Below are 16,806 nucleotides of genomic sequence, written 5' to 3'. Positions count from 1 at the left end.
GCAGTATTTTTCCCCGATTAAATACTGCGTACTTTTCACTCGTTCAATAGCTAATACGAGATTAGTTCATCAAATATTTAAGAAACCATATTATGTTATACATCAAAGAATTAGGATTACTTTTTACCGCACTCATTTTAAGCAGTTGTTCATTTATGGCCATTGCTGCTGATAGTCATGAAACAATCCACTTTAAAACAGGTACCAATAGCGGTGAATATATAACAACAACGACCAATTATGATGTGAATAACTATATTTTTTATGCTAAAAAAGGCCAGCATTTAAACATTACGCTTGATACTAAAAGCTCGAAATTATGGGTAATACTCTTAGACGAAAAACTTAAGAGAATTGCTGATTTAACCCCCTTTTCAGCTGACCTAAATGATAATGGTGAATACATATTACCTTACAGCGGTAAATACAGTGTTCATATTGGCCAATACCGTGCTTTTGCTCGTCGAGGTGAAAGCAGTCATTATAAATTAATCATCACAATTGATTGATCGTTATAAATAACGTTAATTGAGCTGTAACGGTAAAACAGACTGTTGTTTCGCTTTAATTAATAATCCACAAAAAACAAACATCACCATGTATAACAATGTTCCACCAATAACAACAGTATTCCAACCGCCATGCAACCAACAATATATCAAGAAGAAACCACCTAAACTGCTCCCAACATAATAATGAACCAAATATAATGCCGTTGCGGTAGCCTTTGCCACTTTGGCATGTTGGCTCACCCAAGCATAGGCTAATGAATGAGTGAAGAATGCACCAGAGCTTAATAATAGTAAGCTAATCAATATGGTGACGCGTGATTCAATTAAGCCTAACCACAGACCACTTAGGCTTAAAACACCCCCTAAAATCATGCCTGATAACGGACTATATCGGCTTGCCCAACGACCACTCAATCGTGATGTTATGGTGCCACTGAGATAACAAAGAAAAATTAATGACGCCCAACTTAAAGGCAAATTAAACGGTGCGGCAACCAATCTAAATCCAGTTACTGAATAAAGATTAACAAACAGAGCAAAATTCACACCACCAATCAGCATTGCTAGCCATAATATCGGTTGTTTAATATGCGCGATCACTTGATAAGCATGGATACGAAGACGGCGGTGGTGATGAATAAAGTGTTGCTGTGATGGCAATAATCTAATCACGACGACCGCACCAATAAAGCTCATAACAGCCATGCCTAACACCGCCCAATGCCAGCCTAGTTGTTCGCCAATTATTCCGCCATATAATCTTCCTGCAATTCCGCCTAATGAATTAGCACTAATATAGCCCCCCACCGCTAATACTAGCGCTTTCGGACTAAACTCTTCCGCCATATAAGCAACAGCAACGGCAATATAACCAGCAACTGAAATACCCATGACCCCTCGAGCTAAAGTAAGCGCAAATAAATCATGAGCAAAAACCATTACTACGCCGACAATTGGCATCAGCAATAAACTGATCACCATAATCATGCGCCGACCCACGATTTCAGAGGCAATAGCCCATGGAATAAGGCATACCGCTAACATTAATGTTGCCGCGGCTAAGACCCAATTGATTTGTGTTGCCGAGACGGAAAATTCAGTCGCCATTAATGGCAACATCGGCTGGAACAAATACAAATTACAAAAAACGATAAAAGAGCCTAATGCCAACGCAAAACTGGTTTTCTTATAGGCCAATGTATTTGTTTCTATCATAATTTCACCATTAAAAAATCCATTTGAGTGCGCTATATCATTAAAATAACAATGCCAACAATAGCCCAATTAATGTAAAACCGCATTCTACCTTGCTAAATTTAACAGATAAAAAACAGTTATCCGTCAATTCAACCTTAAAAATAAAACCAAAAAATTAACATTACCAATAAAAATATGGATGAGATCATATATTGATTGCTTAACAGTCGTTCATAAGCTTTTTTTTAGCTACATTACTCACGTAATTTATGAAAATATGCAAAAAAACATCATAAATACATATTTTTTTAGTTTTAAGGAGAGGAGTTTCCATGACGGAATTGTTAATTGGTTTGGTGATCACCATTGCTGTTGGCTATTACATAGTAAAAGGATATAAAGCAGCAGGTGTACTTCTTGTTGCGGGTATTCTTCTATTAATTCTAGCTGGATTTTTAGGACACACGGTCTTGCCAAAAGGCATTACATCAACAGGGAATTTACTAACAGACTCACTTGAGTATGTTAAATATATGCTCCAATACCGCAACGGTGGTCTTGGCTTACAAATTATGTTGTTATGTGGTTTCGCAACATATATGACCCATATTGGTGCTAACAATGTTGTTGTAAAACAATTTTCAAAACCTCTTTCTTTTATTAAGTCACCTTATGTTTTATTAGTTGCGGCTTATATTGTTGCCTGTCTAATGTCATTAGCAGTAAGCTCTGCAACGGGTCTTGGGGTGCTATTAATGGCAACCTTATTCCCAATGATGACCGCAATGGGTATTTCTCGTCCAGCAGCCGCTGCTGTATGTGCCTCACCTGCCGCAATCATTCTTTCACCAACCTCTGGTGATGTAATTGTGGCCGCAGAAAAATCAGGCTTACCTTTACATGTTTTCGCAGTAGAAACTGTATTACCCGTTTCTATCTGTGCCATTATCGTGATGTCAGTCGCTGCATTTTTCTGGAACAAATACCTTGATAAGAAAAATAATACGCCAATGGAAAAGCTAGATATTTCTGAAATAGAAGTCAAAGCACCTGCTTATTATGCGATTTTACCTTTCTTACCTATTTTTGGTGTTTTCCTATTCAACGGTGAAACTATTCCAGGTCTAACTCTTGATATTTATACTATTGTAGTACTTTCTATTGTCATTGGTGCCGTAGTTGATTTCTTTACTAATCGTTTCAATGGTAAAGAAACCCTTGAAAACCTTGAAGCTTGTTACGCTGGTATGGGCGATGCTTTTAAAGGCGTTGTGATGTTATTGGTCGCAGCAGGTGTATTTGCGCAAGGCTTAATGTCAATTGGGGCAATTGATAACCTACTCGCTCTTGCTGACAAAGCAGGTGCTGGCGGCGTGGCACTCATGCTCTTACTAACAGCGTTAACTGTTGCTGCTGCAATTGCAACAGGTTCAGGTAATGCACCTTTCTATGCTTTTGTTGAGTTAGCACCACAGTTGGCGGTTAAGCTTGGTTTAAGCCCTGCATTCTTGATTATTCCAATGCTACAAGCGTCAAACCTAGGTCGTACTATTTCACCGGTATCAGGTGTTATTGTTGCAACATCGGGTATGGCACAAATCAGTCCATTTGAAGTCGTTAAACGTACTGTGGTTCCGGTGCTTTGTGGTTTAGTTACCGTCATTATCGGTACGATGGTATTAGTACCTATGTACGCTTAATTATTATCACACCATAATTTAACGAACTAAGCCCACTGATAATATATTCTCAGTGGGCTTTTTTATGGCGTCATTCACAATCTACACTAACGATCACAACGACTAAAACACCTTATTATATGACTTATCGTTTATTACACGCCTTAGCAGATAAAGGCTGTTTATAATCCAAATGGCGTAAACTTTAATTGATATAAAGACTGTTTCATCACTTGCTCAGTAACATTCTCAAGAGACCCCATTAAGAGTAAAAGAGATGTGATTAATTGGTAAATTTTATCCATTTCATCTGGAGTAAGTTGACCATAAAATGATGGTAATTTATCTTTGTAGTCTGTTAACTTATTCTGTAATACGACTAACTTAGAAGCATGTGTTGTAGCAACATTTTCACAGATCATCGTAACCCCAGTGATCGCAATAAGCTCCTGAACACACCCAACAATAAACGTATTAATGCTTTGATTGTATTGCGTTGCTTGCCATTGTTCATAGTTATCGGTAAATGAACGGTAATAAAAACAAGAGCGATAACCTAAGTTAAGTAATGTTGTTACTTGCGTTTGATCGATCTGCTCATAGTTCGCCCAGCTAATTTTTGTACTCGCCATTTCTGCAAGTGATACCGCTTGTACTGGTGTTGAAAAACTCAATGAAAGGAGTTTATTCGCATTTTCATTAACCAGTTTTTTTAATCCGAAATGTAATCGAATTCGAAATTGACTAAGCTGACGTAAAAACACATATTCAGGCTGACTTGAATAAATGCCATTATAAACCCAGAAAATAACCAACAAACTGATAGATAGCAGCGTAATCGTTAACAGTGACGTACCTACGCTATAGGTCGGTGTGAGTTGAATCGCACTGGTTGTCATTAACATCAAATTTTGACAACCCAATAAGCGATGAAATACCTGTTGCGGTTGATTAAAATAAAACCAAAGTACAAAGACATTGATAAAATAAAATAACCCTAATTGCCAAAGTTGACTTAAGTGAGGCAGAATAAAAATATATTGGAATAGTGCTAATACAGACCAAACGATCATATGCATTAATATATAACGCGGGCTTACAAAGGGTAACGATAAAGCAACACTACCAAAGACAAGGCTTAACAGCACGATCATTACTCCCCCTTGCATGGGAATAAAAAGCCACAAGCCAACGCTGATCCAAAAAATCACTAAGATCTTAAAAACATTAATAAGTCGTTCGGAATCTAAAGATATATTAAACAAAGCAGATGATGGTTTCTTTTTTAGCGTTATCTCTGATGGACTTTCACTCAAAATCGCTTGAGTCAAATGTTGGTATATCGACGCTTGCAACGCATCCATCTTAGCTAAGTTTTGTGCCAACATCATTAAAGCACCATGATGTAATTCTTTACAATTAAGTAATGAATCCAATGAAAATGGAGCCACAAATAAAATGTGATCAACCATATGCTGACGAATGCAGTGATTCGTCGCCTGTGGATTTTCAACGACATAACTCAATAAGGTGATTGAATTTATATATCTATTTTTGAGCGCTGTTAATACCGCGATTAACGCTTGTTTTTGTTCCGTCGTAAACTTTTCGTCAATAAGATTAATGGCTTCAGACAAATGTCCACCCAGTAGAACCCATTGGTTTTGCTCATTTCTTATTGTCTCCCAAATGGGAAACTCACTGTTGATTTGATAACTATCTGTTTTCGCTGCTTGCAGTAAATCATCGATACGGGCTAAATATTTTAAACTATCGCTCCATGAAACATTACGGCTTAACATTTCATTCGATTGAATATCAATAATCGCTTGTTCTATCTTTTCTTGCTTAGTTTTAGCGTTACTTAGTAACGTATTAAGTAACACAATACGACTAGATACAGGGCTAAAAACACTAAAAACAAAGCTAAAACAAATAACGCCAAGAATGGTTTCTTGTAATCTAAGTGCAGCAATAGTAAAGGTTTGTTCTGCTGATAATTTCCCCATCACAATAATGACGCATGACACCATCAACCCGATAGTCCACGCATAACCATTTTTAGGATTTGTCTGTTGATAGATGCACACAGCAATAATCAAAGAATAAACCAACAGAAAAGCTAAAGGTTGTTGACCAAATAAATCAATTAAAACGAAAGCAATAATAACACCAGCAAACGTACCAATGATTCGATGACGACCTTTTTTTAAAGAATGACCATTAGTTTCTGTTGCAGCCATTACAATCACAGCAAAAGCAGCCCAATAAGGCTTATTCCACCCCAAAGCTAAAGCAATGACGATGGATAGCGTTAAAGCTGTAGCAACTTTTAATGGCATTACCCAGCGTCTTGTACTCATAGCATACCCTTAACCATTTCGATTAAGCTCTGATTTTGTTGGTTTTTATGAATAACAATAGAAGCAGAAGAACCAATACGAAATTGAATACCATCAGGAATATGATCTAAACGAATTTGAACGGGAATACGTTGAGCTAAACGGATCCACTGAAATGTTGGATTCACATTTGGTAATAAAGAAAGCCCTGTACTGCCATTTTTATGGGAAATACCATAACCAATACTCTCAACAGAGCCTTGTAATGGTTGATCGCCATACGCCATTAAGGTCACCGTCGCTTTATCACCTGAAGCCACATCTTTAATATCTGTTTCTTTAAAAAATCCTTCAATCCAAAAACTATGCTTATCAATAAGAGCAACTACGGGTTGATTAGCGACAACTTGAGTGCCGATATTTACATTTAAGTTAGTAATATAACCATCAACAGGAGCGGTCACTTTAGTAAAACTTAAATCTAATTTACTTTGATCATATACCGCTTGAGCCGCTTCAACGCCCGCTTGAGCTAATCTCACTGATATTTTTTGCTGCACTAATGTCATTTGAGAAATAGCACCAGGTTGGCGGTGTATTAATTCACGCTCTCGTGTTGCTTCATCTTGTGCTCGCTGCAATTGTGCTTTTGCTTGATCTCGATTTCCCTTCGCTTTTTCTACTGCTATTTCATAAGGTCGAGGATCAACAACAAAAAGAACTTGGCCTGTTTTTACTTCACTATTATTTTTTATATTCAATGCAATAATAGGCCCAGTAACCCGTGGTGTAATTTGGACAATTTGAGCGCGAACTAAACCATCTCGCGTCCAAGGATTAATAATATATTGTTGGTATTTCCAGCCAATTGCAGCAAGCGCAATAATGACAAAACTACTAGTAATAAATAAGCGTTTAAACATGGTTATCTCTATTATATTCAAATTACTACAGAGTATTAGAACGATCTCTTAACATAGTTTGAAATCATTATGACGGAAAAATAAACGTACTAATGAGCACGGTATAAATAACTGCAATCGATAACTCAACTAACGGTGGGTTTGATACATATCGATACCATTTAACCGTATTAAAAAGACGGACAGTTAAAGAGGTACAAATAATTGCGATAAAACCTGAAATCAGAAGAGGCGGAAAGTAAATTTCTCCGATAGCAATCTCTTTAGGTACGAGATTTAGCATGGTTGTTGTCCGCTACTGTGAGTTTATATAAGTAATAAAAAATTTATTTACAATAAAGTGTAATCATAGTCATATTATTAACTTAAATAAAGATACGAATATGGAATACAATCACAACTATGAGTTTCTAATGATAGAAATTATCACAATTTTTTGTTAGGAATTGCCAAAATGGATCGTATAACAAGCATTGAAATCTTTGTAAGAGCGGTTGAATTAGGTTCATTTGCGGCAGTCGCAGAAGAACGTGATATCAGTGCACAAATGGTAGGCAAGCACATTCACGGATTAGAATCGTCATTAGGTGTTAAATTACTCGCTAAATCAACACGTTTTCAAGCGCTAACCACCGCTGGCGAACAATTTCATCGACGGTGCCTTAACATTTTATCGGAAATGAAAGCCGCCCAAGAAGACATTTATCTGGATCTCAATGAGCCAGTGGGTAAGTTGAAGATATATTGCGGTGTAAATTTAGGTATTAGCCTACTCTCCCCTTTATTAGGTCAATTTATTCAACAATATCCACAATTAGAAATCAATTTAACATTAGATAATAATCCACCAGATATTCATCGAAATGGCTACGATCTTATTTTTCATGATCGTATTGAAGGTTATGAGTTTTTAGTCGGACACCAAATTTGCAGCTTCGAGATGATTGCTTGTGCTACGCCAGAATATTTACAACAACACGGTGTTCCACGAGAACCAAAAGCATTAGAGCATCATCAATGTTTGAGACACACAACAGCCTATAATGCCTATTGTTGGTGCTTTAAAAATCAAGCTGGCGATCATTTTTCACCGCGTATTTCATCGCGATTTACAATCAATAGTGGACAAGCGATGCTCGCAGCGGCGATGGAAGGTGCGGGAATAACAATACAACCTAACTTTCAAGTTCAAGCAGCATTAGATTCGGGAATATTAGTCCAAATATTAGCGGATTATCAATTACCCAAAATTGATCTATTTATGCTTTATAAACCGTCATTACGACAAACGTCTCGACTAACGTTATTAAATGATTTTCTACAACGTGCAATAAAGAACCAACTAAATATTAAATAGTGCTCTACGTTAATAATAAATAGCTCAATTGCAAATCATTCCGCTAACGCAGAGATTAATTTGTAACTGAGCAATAAATATTCCAATGGTTTATTAACCTGCGCGAAGTGCAAGTAAAGCAGGTAAATCATAAGGCGGTTGATATAAACAGAAATCAACGACTTTTGTATCAACCGCTAAAATTGACATCCGATCAGCAAGTTCATTACCTTCAATACCGACATGACCATTGACATGGTGAATCATAAGTTGTGATTTTAATGCTTGGTAACGAGTGAACATTTGTTGAATTAACGCGAGGTTTTTTATCTCACCGCCAGCCTTTTTCCAACCATTTTTTTGCCATGTTATCGCCCATTGGGTAATACATTGTATCGAATATTTTGAATCACAAAAAACCGCCACGGCAGACCCTTGAGCCAATACCTTTTCGGCTAAGATCAGCGCTTGATGAAGTGCATTTAACTCGGCCGTATTATTGGTGCCCATCGGCTCATATAAGCCATACCATAGCTCACTTAGCTGGTTATTACGGTATAACGCCAATCCAGATCCCGCTTTACCGGGGTTAGGATCACAGCCACCATCCGTGAAAATTTTAACGTCAGCCGTTAACGCATGGACTTGTTCACTGGTTAATGAACCTTTACTTGCTGTGGTACGTTTTGCTGATGTTTTTTTAAATTGTGGTGATGAACCAGAAATTTGCGCTGGTTTTCCAAAAGCTGTGACCGCTTCAGCTTGGGTTGGAAATGATTTATATCGTGCCCCTGCAAATTTATCTACTTGCTGCTTACAACTTGCCCAGTCACTGTAAATACCCGGTTCACGACCACTCCAAACAACATAATATTTTTTGGCCACCTGTTTCTCCACACTCTCTTTAATATCGTACTGATTGCTCAAACGAACATACAGACTTAGTATTCTAAGATTCTACCACTAATGTACCTTTCTGATTATGCTAAGATAAACACCACTATAAAAAAATACTCGTATTCATTATCAATGTGTTCTCAAACCAATGACAATATCGAGCAACTTACATTTTTATTTACAGGTGAGTTTGGAGTTCAGTTTTGAGCCATAAAATACGCTTAGACATTGCTAATGGCATGTCACAGCTTGGGATTAATGTTCAACCACAAGATAGTATTTCAACCGCTGTCTTTATAATACTTTGTTGTGTAGTCGCTTTCTTAGTTTATGTCTTTGTTCGCTGGGGATTGCTCGCGATATTGCGCTCCGCTATTAAACGTTCCCAAGCAACATGGGGACACGTCATGGTACGGCATAAAGTCTTTGAAAAGCTCTCATTAACCATCCCTGCAATGGTGCTCAATCTTGTTATACCACTTGTATTAGATAAACATGCACTCCTCAGTAGCTTTATTGATCGCACATTAAGCTTATGGTTGATTATTGTATTAGTAAGAAGTACTTATGCCTTCCTTGATGCCACTAATGATATGGCCGATATTAATCAAATCAGCCGTAATTTGCCGGTAAAAAGTTTTGTTCAATTATCAAAACTTATTATCTTTTTTATTGGGTTTATTATTGCTATTTCAGTGCTTGCTAACCGCTCACCAATTTACTTTTTAAGTGGCCTAGGCGTTGCAACAGGTTTAGTATTATTAGTCTTCCGCGATACTATTTTAGGCTTTGTCGCAGGTATTCAACTGTCAGCTAACCAAATGGTTAAAGTGGGTGATTGGATCCAAATGGATAAATATGGTGCTAATGGCAGTATTGATGAAGTTTCTTTAACAACAGTTAAAGTAAAAAACTGGGATAATACCGTTACCAATATTCCCGCTTATGCATTAGTACAAGACTCGTTTATTAACTGGCGTCAAATGCAAGAATCTGGTGGTCGACGCATTAAACGTTCAGTGCTAATTGATATTGAAACTATTAAATTTATCGATGAACAGCAACAACAAAAATTATCGCAAATCCCTTATGTGGCGGACTTTATAACCAAGAGAAATGCTGAAATCACGACAAGTAACGCACATGCACTTCAATTAACTAACATAACGGTATTTCGCGCCTACTTAGAAGCTTACCTAAAACAAAACAGTAAAATTCGCCAAGACATGACTTTTCTTGTACGCGAGTTAGAACCAAGTGCTCAGGGATTACCCGTTCAAATTTATGTGTTTGTTAATGATACACGCTGGGCTTTTTATGAAGCGGTTCAGTCAGATATTTTTGATCATGTGTTAGCCATTTTGCCTCAATTTGGGCTTGCCGTGTATCAAAGCCCTGATGGCTCAGATGTACGTAGTTTACAAGCTAGTGTTGCGGCATCCTAACACTGCTGTTTTCGACGTATTGGATGATTATTTTTAACATTCAATACGTCTGTTATTACAAAAAAATCATTCATATTAGCGCTTCATATCACACAATAAATAGCGATAGTTACAACTCCAATGCCAATTTATTAAAAACTTTGTTTAACATCAATATTTATAATCACTAGCCAGCCTTTTTATGAGCCGCTATAATTCCCGCCTCAAAATACAGAGGTCAAAACATGCACACTAAAGTAACTCCTATTGATAGCTATCCTAAGTATTGGGCTGAATGCTATGGCACCTCCCCATTCTTACCAACATCTAGAAAAGAAATGGATGCACTTGGTTGGGACAGCTGTGACATTATCATTGTTACTGGTGATGCCTATGTTGACCATCCTAGTTTTGGTATGGCGGTCATTGGTCGCTTACTAGAATCTCAAGGATTTCGCGTTGGTATTATTGCCCAACCTAAATGGGACAATAAAGATGACTTCATGGCGTTAGGTCAACCCAATCTTTATTTTGGTATAACATCTGGTAACATGGATTCAATGATCAACCGCTATACCGCTGATCGCAAACTACGTAAAGATGATGCTTACACGCCTAATAATGAAGGTGGTAAACGTCCAGACCGCGCCGTCTTAGTTTATTCTCAACGCTGTCGAGAAGCATATAAAGAAGCGCCTATTGTTTTAGGTGGTATTGAATCTAGTTTACGTCGCCTCGCTCACTACGATTACTGGTCAGACAAAGTCCGTCGTTCAGTATTGATGGATGCGAAAGCAGATATTTTATTATTTGGTAACGCTGAACGGGCGCTAGTTGAAGTATCACACCGTATTGCCAATGGCGAAGATATTAAGTCATTAACTAACATTGCAGGCACTGCGGTAATGATCAAAGATATTCCTGAGCGTTATCAGGAAATTGATTCATCACGCATTGAAAAACCTGGTCGTCCAATGGTGATGCAAAATCCATATGCCACCGAAGAGACATGCGCTTCTAATAAAGAAGAAAAAGAAAAACAACCACAAGTTATTCACGTTCGTCCATCTCGTCATGATGCTGAAAATACAGTCGTACGCTTGCCATCATATGAAAAGTTGGCAAATGACCGTATTTTATATGCGCACGCTAGCCGAGTAATGCACTTAGAAACTAACCCTTATTCTGGACGTGCATTAATTCAAAAACACGCTGATCGTGAATTGTGGATCAACCGTGCACCGATTCCATTGTCTACCGAAGAAATGGACTTTGTATTTGGATTACCTTTTGCTCGCGTACCTCACCCAAGCTACGGTAAAGCAAAAATTCCAGCTTATGACATGATTAAAACCTCGGTTAACATCATGCGTGGCTGTTTTGGTGGTTGTTCTTTCTGTTCTATTACTGAACACGAAGGCCGTATTATTCAAAACCGCTCGCAAGAATCAATTCTTCATGAACTAGAAGATATTCGCGATAAAGTTCCAGGTTTTACCGGTACTATTTCTGATTTGGGTGGCCCAACAGCAAACATGTATCGTTTAGGCTGTTCTGATCCACGCGCTGAAGCAAACTGTCGTCGTCCATCATGTATCTTCCCTAAGATCTGTGAAAAACTGAACACTGACCATCAGCATCTGATTGATTTATACCGCAGTGCTCGTGGCGTTAAAGGCATTAAAAAGATCCTGATCGCATCAGGCGTTCGTTATGATTTAGCCGTAGAATCACCTGAATATGTCCGTGAACTTGTGACTCACCATGTGGGTGGCTACTTAAAAATTGCACCTGAGCACACAGAGAAAGGCACTCTTGATCTGATGATGAAGCCGGGTATGGGCACTTATGATCGCTTTAAATCGATGTTTGAGCAGTACAGCCAAGAAGCAGGGAAAAAACAATACCTTATTCCTTACTTTATTTCAGCGCACCCAGGTTCAACGGATGAAGACATGTTGAACTTAGCATTATGGCTTAAACAAAACGATTATCAGTGTGATCAGGTCCAAAACTTCTACCCATCACCAATGTGTAATGCAACGGCAATGTATCACTCAGAAACAAACCCGTTGAAGAAAGTGAAGTACAAAGGCCGTGAAGATTTATTTGTCGCTAAAGGTGAACGTCAACGCCGCCTTCATAAAGCGCTCTTACGTTACCACGATCCACTAAACTGGCCTCTTATCCGTGATGCGTTAATTACCATGGGTAAAAAGTATCTCATCGGTAATCGTCCTAACTGTTTAGTGCCAGAAGCTGGCAGTGAAGCAGAAATGACGCCAGCCGAGCGTCGTGGTTCAGGTCGTCATGGTTCTAAACGTTTTGCGACCAAGAACCCAAATCAACCTGATATTCGCACTGATGGTAAACGCCCTCAGAGTAACCGCAATGGTAAGCCGGCTAGTAATGGCAAACCTCAAGCAAGCGGCTCTCGTAATGGCGGAACTGCACAAACGAGCACAAACAGCAATCGTGGTGGCAGCAATAATAACACGACCAATACGAGTAATAATCGTAATGGTAAACCAGCTCAAGCAAGTGGCAGTGGCCACCCAGCGAATCGTAATGGCAAACCTAGTGGTCAACGACCAAATGGAAAGCCAACGCGCAGTCGTACTGGTGCATAATTAGCACTGAATATAAAAAACTAATGATTTAATAATAAACGCCGTCTTTTTTAAGACGGCGTTTTTTTTTACAAATACTCAACTTAATGTTATTCATTTGAATGATTAATTAGGTACACTAATCGTAATATAAAAGACACAATTCATTAGCAACGTCTTATTTTCAATTTTTTAGGGATAACTGATCATTGTGAGATGTATTTATACGGTTTGCTTTACTTCTTCATTATTCATTGCAAGTACTGCCATTGCTAGCACATCTCCAGATTATGATACTTGCCTACTCAATGCAGTAAAAACACAAAATGGCATGCTAACATTGAATGACATTCGCTCGCGCTGCTCTGAGAGTATTGCTAAAACCGCACCTATCACTGTTGTTCCGCCGTCACAGCCATCTCTTATGTCTCAACGTTTACAAGATGAACGTAACAACGCATTAAATCCTTTTGTTATCACGCCTCATCGTATGAATTATTTATTACCAATCGTAATGACTGACAGCATTAACAACTCTGCTTATAAGGACAGTCAATGGGGCGGTAAAATGAAGAATGCTGAAGCAGAATTTCAAATCAGTTTTAAAACACCATTAAATTATGACGATTTATTTATTCACAATGATGGTTTATTTGCAGCGTTTACATTGAAATCATATTGGCAACTGTATGCTGAGGATATCTCACGTCCATTTAGAGAAACCAACTATCGCCCTGAACTATTTTACCTCGCACCAACCCCTTGGACACCTTTTGAAGCCAATACGTGGATAACGTTAGGCATAGAACATCAATCAAATGGCCGTACTCAAGGATTATCTCGTAGCTGGAACCGGGTCTATACTGATTTGATTGTTGAAAAAGGGAATTTCGTATTATCACTACGCCCTTGGTGGCGAATTCCTGAAGATAAAAAAGACAATCCAGCATCTCCCAAAGGAGACGATAACCCAGATGTCATTGATTTTATGGGACATTATGAAGTTAATGCTGTTTATAAGTGGCAAGATTACGAATTTAGTTTTACTGGTCGTCAAAATTTTTCGACGAACAAAGGCTATGGTGAACTTGGTATGACCTTCCCTTTATGGGGTAAGTTGCGAGGATATACTAAATATTCAACGGGTTATGGTGAGAACCTAATTGATTACAATCACAAACAACAACGACTGGGTATCGGTGTTGCATTAACGGATTTGCTCTAACAATCCTTATCATTAATAAACAAAAGCCAACGCATATTTGCATTGGCTTTTAGTTATCTTTATTGCGCTAATTGACAGAATATTTGATCGTCTCGACAATCAGCATGACTTTGAACAAATTTATAGGTCTCTGGTTTCCAAATATAAAGTATTTCTTCAATATTATTTTCTAAAGGAGTTAAATACCCTTCATCATATTGTGTAAAATAATCTTTTTTATATATCCGAAGTTTTGATGTTTCACCATTACTATCTTTAGCTAGTGATACATAGTTTTTAGTTATTGAATTAGGTGGTAAACGTTTTATCAATGCATTAATTTCATTATTTTCATCACTAGGATTAGCGCCTGTATATGGCTGATCTTGTCCAAAAATAATAGTTGCTTGAGCTTTATCACCAAGAGCATAAGCGGCTTTAATTACTGCTTCTTTCATGATGAAATGATCAATATGATTACCGTTAGCAATAGGAACAAGAACAAATGATTTATCATTAATTAGCATGGGTTTAATAATTTCTACAGCATGATTAAATTCAGCAATTTCTTCTAAACGAAAATCTTTAAATGTACCAGATGAGCCGCCACCAGCAGTAACACCACCTTCATAACCTCGTAATGGTGCATCCCAAAGACCTTGTATTTTATAACGAAATTTATCCCATCCACCTAAAAGTTCAGATAAACCAGTAAGATCTTCTGAATAACGATTTTGAGCGATATGCATAATACGGTGCTCAGAAATAACGTTATGCCAATTAGTTGAATAATTAGATAAACCAATCATGACATTTATTTCAGTTCTAACGGAATCAAGTTTACCCGCATTTTTTAAGAACTGAAGATATCCACCAAAAGTGAGTAAAGCATCATCCTGATGAGGACTAATAATGATTAAATTTTCTTTCCCTTCAAGATTATAAATATCAGCAGTAGCATTTTGTGCACCTAGACTAAGCATAATAGGCAATATAAATTTAAATAACATCCTGTTCATGGTATTCCTTATTTACTTATTAAATAATAATTTACAGATTCTTACTATATTCGGTTTAAATAATTTCAATTTAATATACTTTTGATCTCAATATTATAAAACTCTACCCTCATTAAAGTGCACTAAGTACTGTCGCCATTTCAGTTTTTATATTGTCAGACTGGGTACCAAATATAGCCTGTAAGTTATTTCCAACAATAACGACATCAATTGCACCTAATTGCTTAATTCGAGGAATATCTGCATTGTTAATATCTTTAAGTTCAACGCGTAAACGGGTAATACAAGCGTCAATACTGATAATATTCTCTTTTCTTCCCATGGCTACCACTAAATTACTTGCTAATTCTTGACCTGCAAATTCAACTATTTCAGATTCCATATCATTTTCTCGCCCAGGAGTTTTAATATCAAAACGAGTAATCGCAAAACGGAACAAGACGTAATAAAGTACCGACCAAAGTGGTCCTATAATGAAATAGTAAACTGCATTTTCTGATAAACCCCAATAAAGAAAGAACTGCAGAGCACCGTGTGCGAAATCAGTACCATGTAGGATTGCAAAAGAATTAGTGATAGCAAAAGCAACCCCTGTGAGAATACAATGTATGAAATAAAGCATTGGAGCGACGAAAAGGAAGGTAAACTCAATCGGTTCTGTAATACCCGTTAACCAAGAAGTAAATGCCGCAGAAGCCATAAGACCACCAACCATAACTTTACGCTTTGGTTTTGCACAATGATATATAGCCAAAGCAGCAGCAGGAAGCGCCCACATAGTGTACATAAAACCGCCACTCAAACCTGTGGCACTTTTATCACCAGCAAAGAAACGTGAAAGCTCACCACGAACTATATCTCCCGCTTCATTAACATAACTGCCGACTTCAAAAAACCATACTGCATTCCATACATGATGTAGACCTAACGGAATAAGTGCACGCTCAACAAAACCATAAATACCAAATGCCAGAGGTTGACCTAAGCTACTAATTCCATCAATACCACTATAAATGGCTTGACTTATAAATGGCCAAATATACGCAAAAAGAATACCAATAAAAAGAGAAGTAAAAGCAGTAATGATAGGAACAAATCGCTTACCTGCAAAAAATGCAAGGTAATCTGGTAACTTGATCGTGTGGTATCGATTAAAGAAATAAGCGGCAAGTATACCGATCAACAATGAACCAAATATACCTGTATTTAAACTACTTATACCCATAACTTGAGTTAAGTAACTCTGATGTACCTCAATACCTCTTAATACAACAGTGCGTCCCATTGAGGCATTAAATGCAATCCAGCCAGCCACTGCCGCTAGTGCTGCAGTACCATCATTATTTTTAGCCAACCCAATCGAAACACCAATAACAAACAGCAACGTAATATTACTGAAAATCATATCAGCCGATTGCATCATAATAGACCAGAAAGCATCTGGAAATAATAAATGCTGTGATAAACCAAAGTTACCTAAACCTAGCATTAAACCGGCAGCAGGCAATACAGCAACAGGTAGCATTAATGAGCGACCTATTTTTTGGGCATATCCAAATAATGAATTCAACATAACACGTCCTTGTAAATAAAAAGTTAATACATCTTGGGTGTGTTTCACTTTCTATCTTATCTATAAAATCCATTGCTTAGGTATCATTTGG

13 protein-coding genes are annotated in these 16,806 nt (G+C 37.6%); 6 read left to right on the top strand and 7 right to left on the bottom strand.

Annotated elements, in window-relative coordinates:
* Nucleotides 1-92 precede the first annotated feature (92 nt).
* The gene (locus CIK00_RS16750) at nt 93-509 is read left to right on the top strand and encodes a hypothetical protein (protein WP_101769797.1); all 417 of its coding nucleotides are present in this window, start codon (nt 93-95) and stop codon (nt 507-509) included.
* Nucleotides 510-524: 15 nt separating this feature from the next.
* On the opposite strand, the gene CIK00_RS16745 is transcribed toward CIK00_RS16750, so the two are convergent.
* On the bottom strand, nt 525-1,727 hold the full coding sequence (locus CIK00_RS16745) for an MFS transporter (RefSeq protein WP_101769796.1): 1,203 nt from the start codon (nt 1,725-1,727) through the stop codon (nt 525-527).
* 314 nt (nt 1,728-2,041) lie between these two features.
* On the opposite strand from CIK00_RS16745, the gene dcuC reads away from it, so the two are divergent.
* The gene (gene dcuC, locus CIK00_RS16740) at nt 2,042-3,409 is read left to right on the top strand and encodes an anaerobic C4-dicarboxylate transporter DcuC (protein ID WP_045037933.1); all 1,368 of its coding nucleotides are present in this window, start codon (nt 2,042-2,044) and stop codon (nt 3,407-3,409) included.
* 161 nt (nt 3,410-3,570) lie between these two features.
* Here the strand turns inward: dcuC and CIK00_RS16735 are convergent, their stop codons facing one another.
* The 3 genes from CIK00_RS16735 to CIK00_RS16725 all read right to left on the bottom strand — a co-directional run bounded on the left by CIK00_RS16735 (nt 3,571) and on the right by CIK00_RS16725 (nt 6,936).
* Nucleotides 3,571-5,751 carry an FUSC family protein gene (locus CIK00_RS16735; protein WP_101769795.1) on the bottom strand — a complete coding sequence of 727 codons (2,181 nt, stop codon included), beginning with the start codon at nt 5,749-5,751 and terminating at the stop codon, nt 3,571-3,573.
* Nucleotides 5,748-6,653, bottom strand: coding sequence for an HlyD family secretion protein (locus tag CIK00_RS16730; protein ID WP_101769794.1), 906 nt, complete (start codon nt 6,651-6,653; stop codon nt 5,748-5,750). The genes CIK00_RS16735 and CIK00_RS16730 overlap by 4 nt, the downstream gene beginning before the upstream one ends.
* 67 nt (nt 6,654-6,720) lie before the next feature.
* Nucleotides 6,721-6,936 (bottom strand): DUF1656 domain-containing protein, encoded by a 216-nt coding sequence (locus CIK00_RS16725; protein ID WP_080159154.1) that lies wholly within the window; start codon nt 6,934-6,936, stop codon nt 6,721-6,723.
* A 171-nt stretch (nt 6,937-7,107) separates the two neighbouring features.
* On the opposite strand from CIK00_RS16725, the gene CIK00_RS16720 reads away from it, so the two are divergent.
* Nucleotides 7,108-8,010, top strand: a complete 903-nt coding sequence (locus CIK00_RS16720) for a LysR family transcriptional regulator (RefSeq protein ID WP_101769793.1) — start codon at nt 7,108-7,110, stop codon at nt 8,008-8,010.
* Nucleotides 8,011-8,103: 93 nt separating this feature from the next.
* On the opposite strand, the gene CIK00_RS16715 is transcribed toward CIK00_RS16720, so the two are convergent.
* Nucleotides 8,104-8,874: a ribonuclease H family protein gene (locus CIK00_RS16715; RefSeq protein ID WP_101769792.1), complete on the bottom strand. Its 771-nt coding sequence runs from the start codon at nt 8,872-8,874 to the stop codon at nt 8,104-8,106.
* Nucleotides 8,875-9,089: 215 nt separating this feature from the next.
* On the opposite strand from CIK00_RS16715, the gene CIK00_RS16710 reads away from it, so the two are divergent.
* From CIK00_RS16710 to CIK00_RS16700, 3 genes are all read left to right on the top strand, one after another.
* Nucleotides 9,090-10,331: a mechanosensitive ion channel family protein gene (locus tag CIK00_RS16710; protein WP_101769791.1), complete on the top strand. Its 1,242-nt coding sequence runs from the start codon at nt 9,090-9,092 to the stop codon at nt 10,329-10,331.
* A gap of 224 nt (nt 10,332-10,555) precedes the next feature.
* A complete protein-coding gene (locus CIK00_RS16705; RefSeq protein WP_101769790.1) occupies nt 10,556-12,940 on the top strand; it encodes a YgiQ family radical SAM protein in 2,385 nt (794 codons plus the stop codon).
* Between the two features lie 190 nt (nt 12,941-13,130).
* Nucleotides 13,131-14,144, top strand: coding sequence for a phospholipase A (locus tag CIK00_RS16700; RefSeq protein WP_167388573.1), 1,014 nt, complete (start codon nt 13,131-13,133; stop codon nt 14,142-14,144).
* 59 nt (nt 14,145-14,203) lie between these two features.
* On the opposite strand, the gene CIK00_RS16695 is transcribed toward CIK00_RS16700, so the two are convergent.
* On the bottom strand, nt 14,204-15,142 hold the full coding sequence (locus tag CIK00_RS16695; RefSeq protein WP_144043179.1) for a PIG-L family deacetylase: 939 nt from the start codon (nt 15,140-15,142) through the stop codon (nt 14,204-14,206).
* A 112-nt stretch (nt 15,143-15,254) separates the two neighbouring features.
* A complete protein-coding gene (gene ptsG / locus CIK00_RS16690; RefSeq protein WP_101769832.1) occupies nt 15,255-16,715 on the bottom strand; it encodes a glucose-specific PTS transporter subunit IIBC in 1,461 nt (486 codons plus the stop codon).
* Nucleotides 16,716-16,806 lie beyond the last annotated feature (91 nt).

This window comes from Photobacterium carnosum (assembly GCF_002849605.1).
Taxonomy (GTDB): Bacteria; Pseudomonadota; Gammaproteobacteria; order Enterobacterales; family Vibrionaceae; genus Photobacterium; species Photobacterium carnosum.
Note: the sequence above shows the minus strand (reverse complement) of the source record. Positions and strands in the feature narration are given on the sequence as shown.

What these genes read in the sequence shown, in the direction of transcription:
- CIK00_RS16750 (WP_101769797.1), top strand. Translation starts at nt 93, where the DNA reads ATGTTATACATCAAAGAATTAGGATTACTTTTTACCGCACTCATTTTA.
- CIK00_RS16745 (WP_101769796.1), bottom strand. Translation starts at nt 1,727, where the DNA reads ATGATAGAAACAAATACATTGGCCTATAAGAAAACCAGTTTTGCGTTG.
- dcuC (WP_045037933.1), top strand. Translation starts at nt 2,042, where the DNA reads ATGACGGAATTGTTAATTGGTTTGGTGATCACCATTGCTGTTGGCTAT.
- CIK00_RS16735 (WP_101769795.1), bottom strand. Translation starts at nt 5,751, where the DNA reads ATGAGTACAAGACGCTGGGTAATGCCATTAAAAGTTGCTACAGCTTTA.
- CIK00_RS16730 (WP_101769794.1), bottom strand. Translation starts at nt 6,653, where the DNA reads ATGTTTAAACGCTTATTTATTACTAGTAGTTTTGTCATTATTGCGCTT.
- CIK00_RS16725 (WP_080159154.1), bottom strand. Translation starts at nt 6,936, where the DNA reads ATGCTAAATCTCGTACCTAAAGAGATTGCTATCGGAGAAATTTACTTT.
- CIK00_RS16720 (WP_101769793.1), top strand. Translation starts at nt 7,108, where the DNA reads ATGGATCGTATAACAAGCATTGAAATCTTTGTAAGAGCGGTTGAATTA.
- CIK00_RS16705 (WP_101769790.1), top strand. Translation starts at nt 10,556, where the DNA reads ATGCACACTAAAGTAACTCCTATTGATAGCTATCCTAAGTATTGGGCT.
- CIK00_RS16695 (WP_144043179.1), bottom strand. Translation starts at nt 15,142, where the DNA reads ATGAACAGGATGTTATTTAAATTTATATTGCCTATTATGCTTAGTCTA.
- ptsG (WP_101769832.1), bottom strand. Translation starts at nt 16,715, where the DNA reads ATGTTGAATTCATTATTTGGATATGCCCAAAAAATAGGTCGCTCATTA.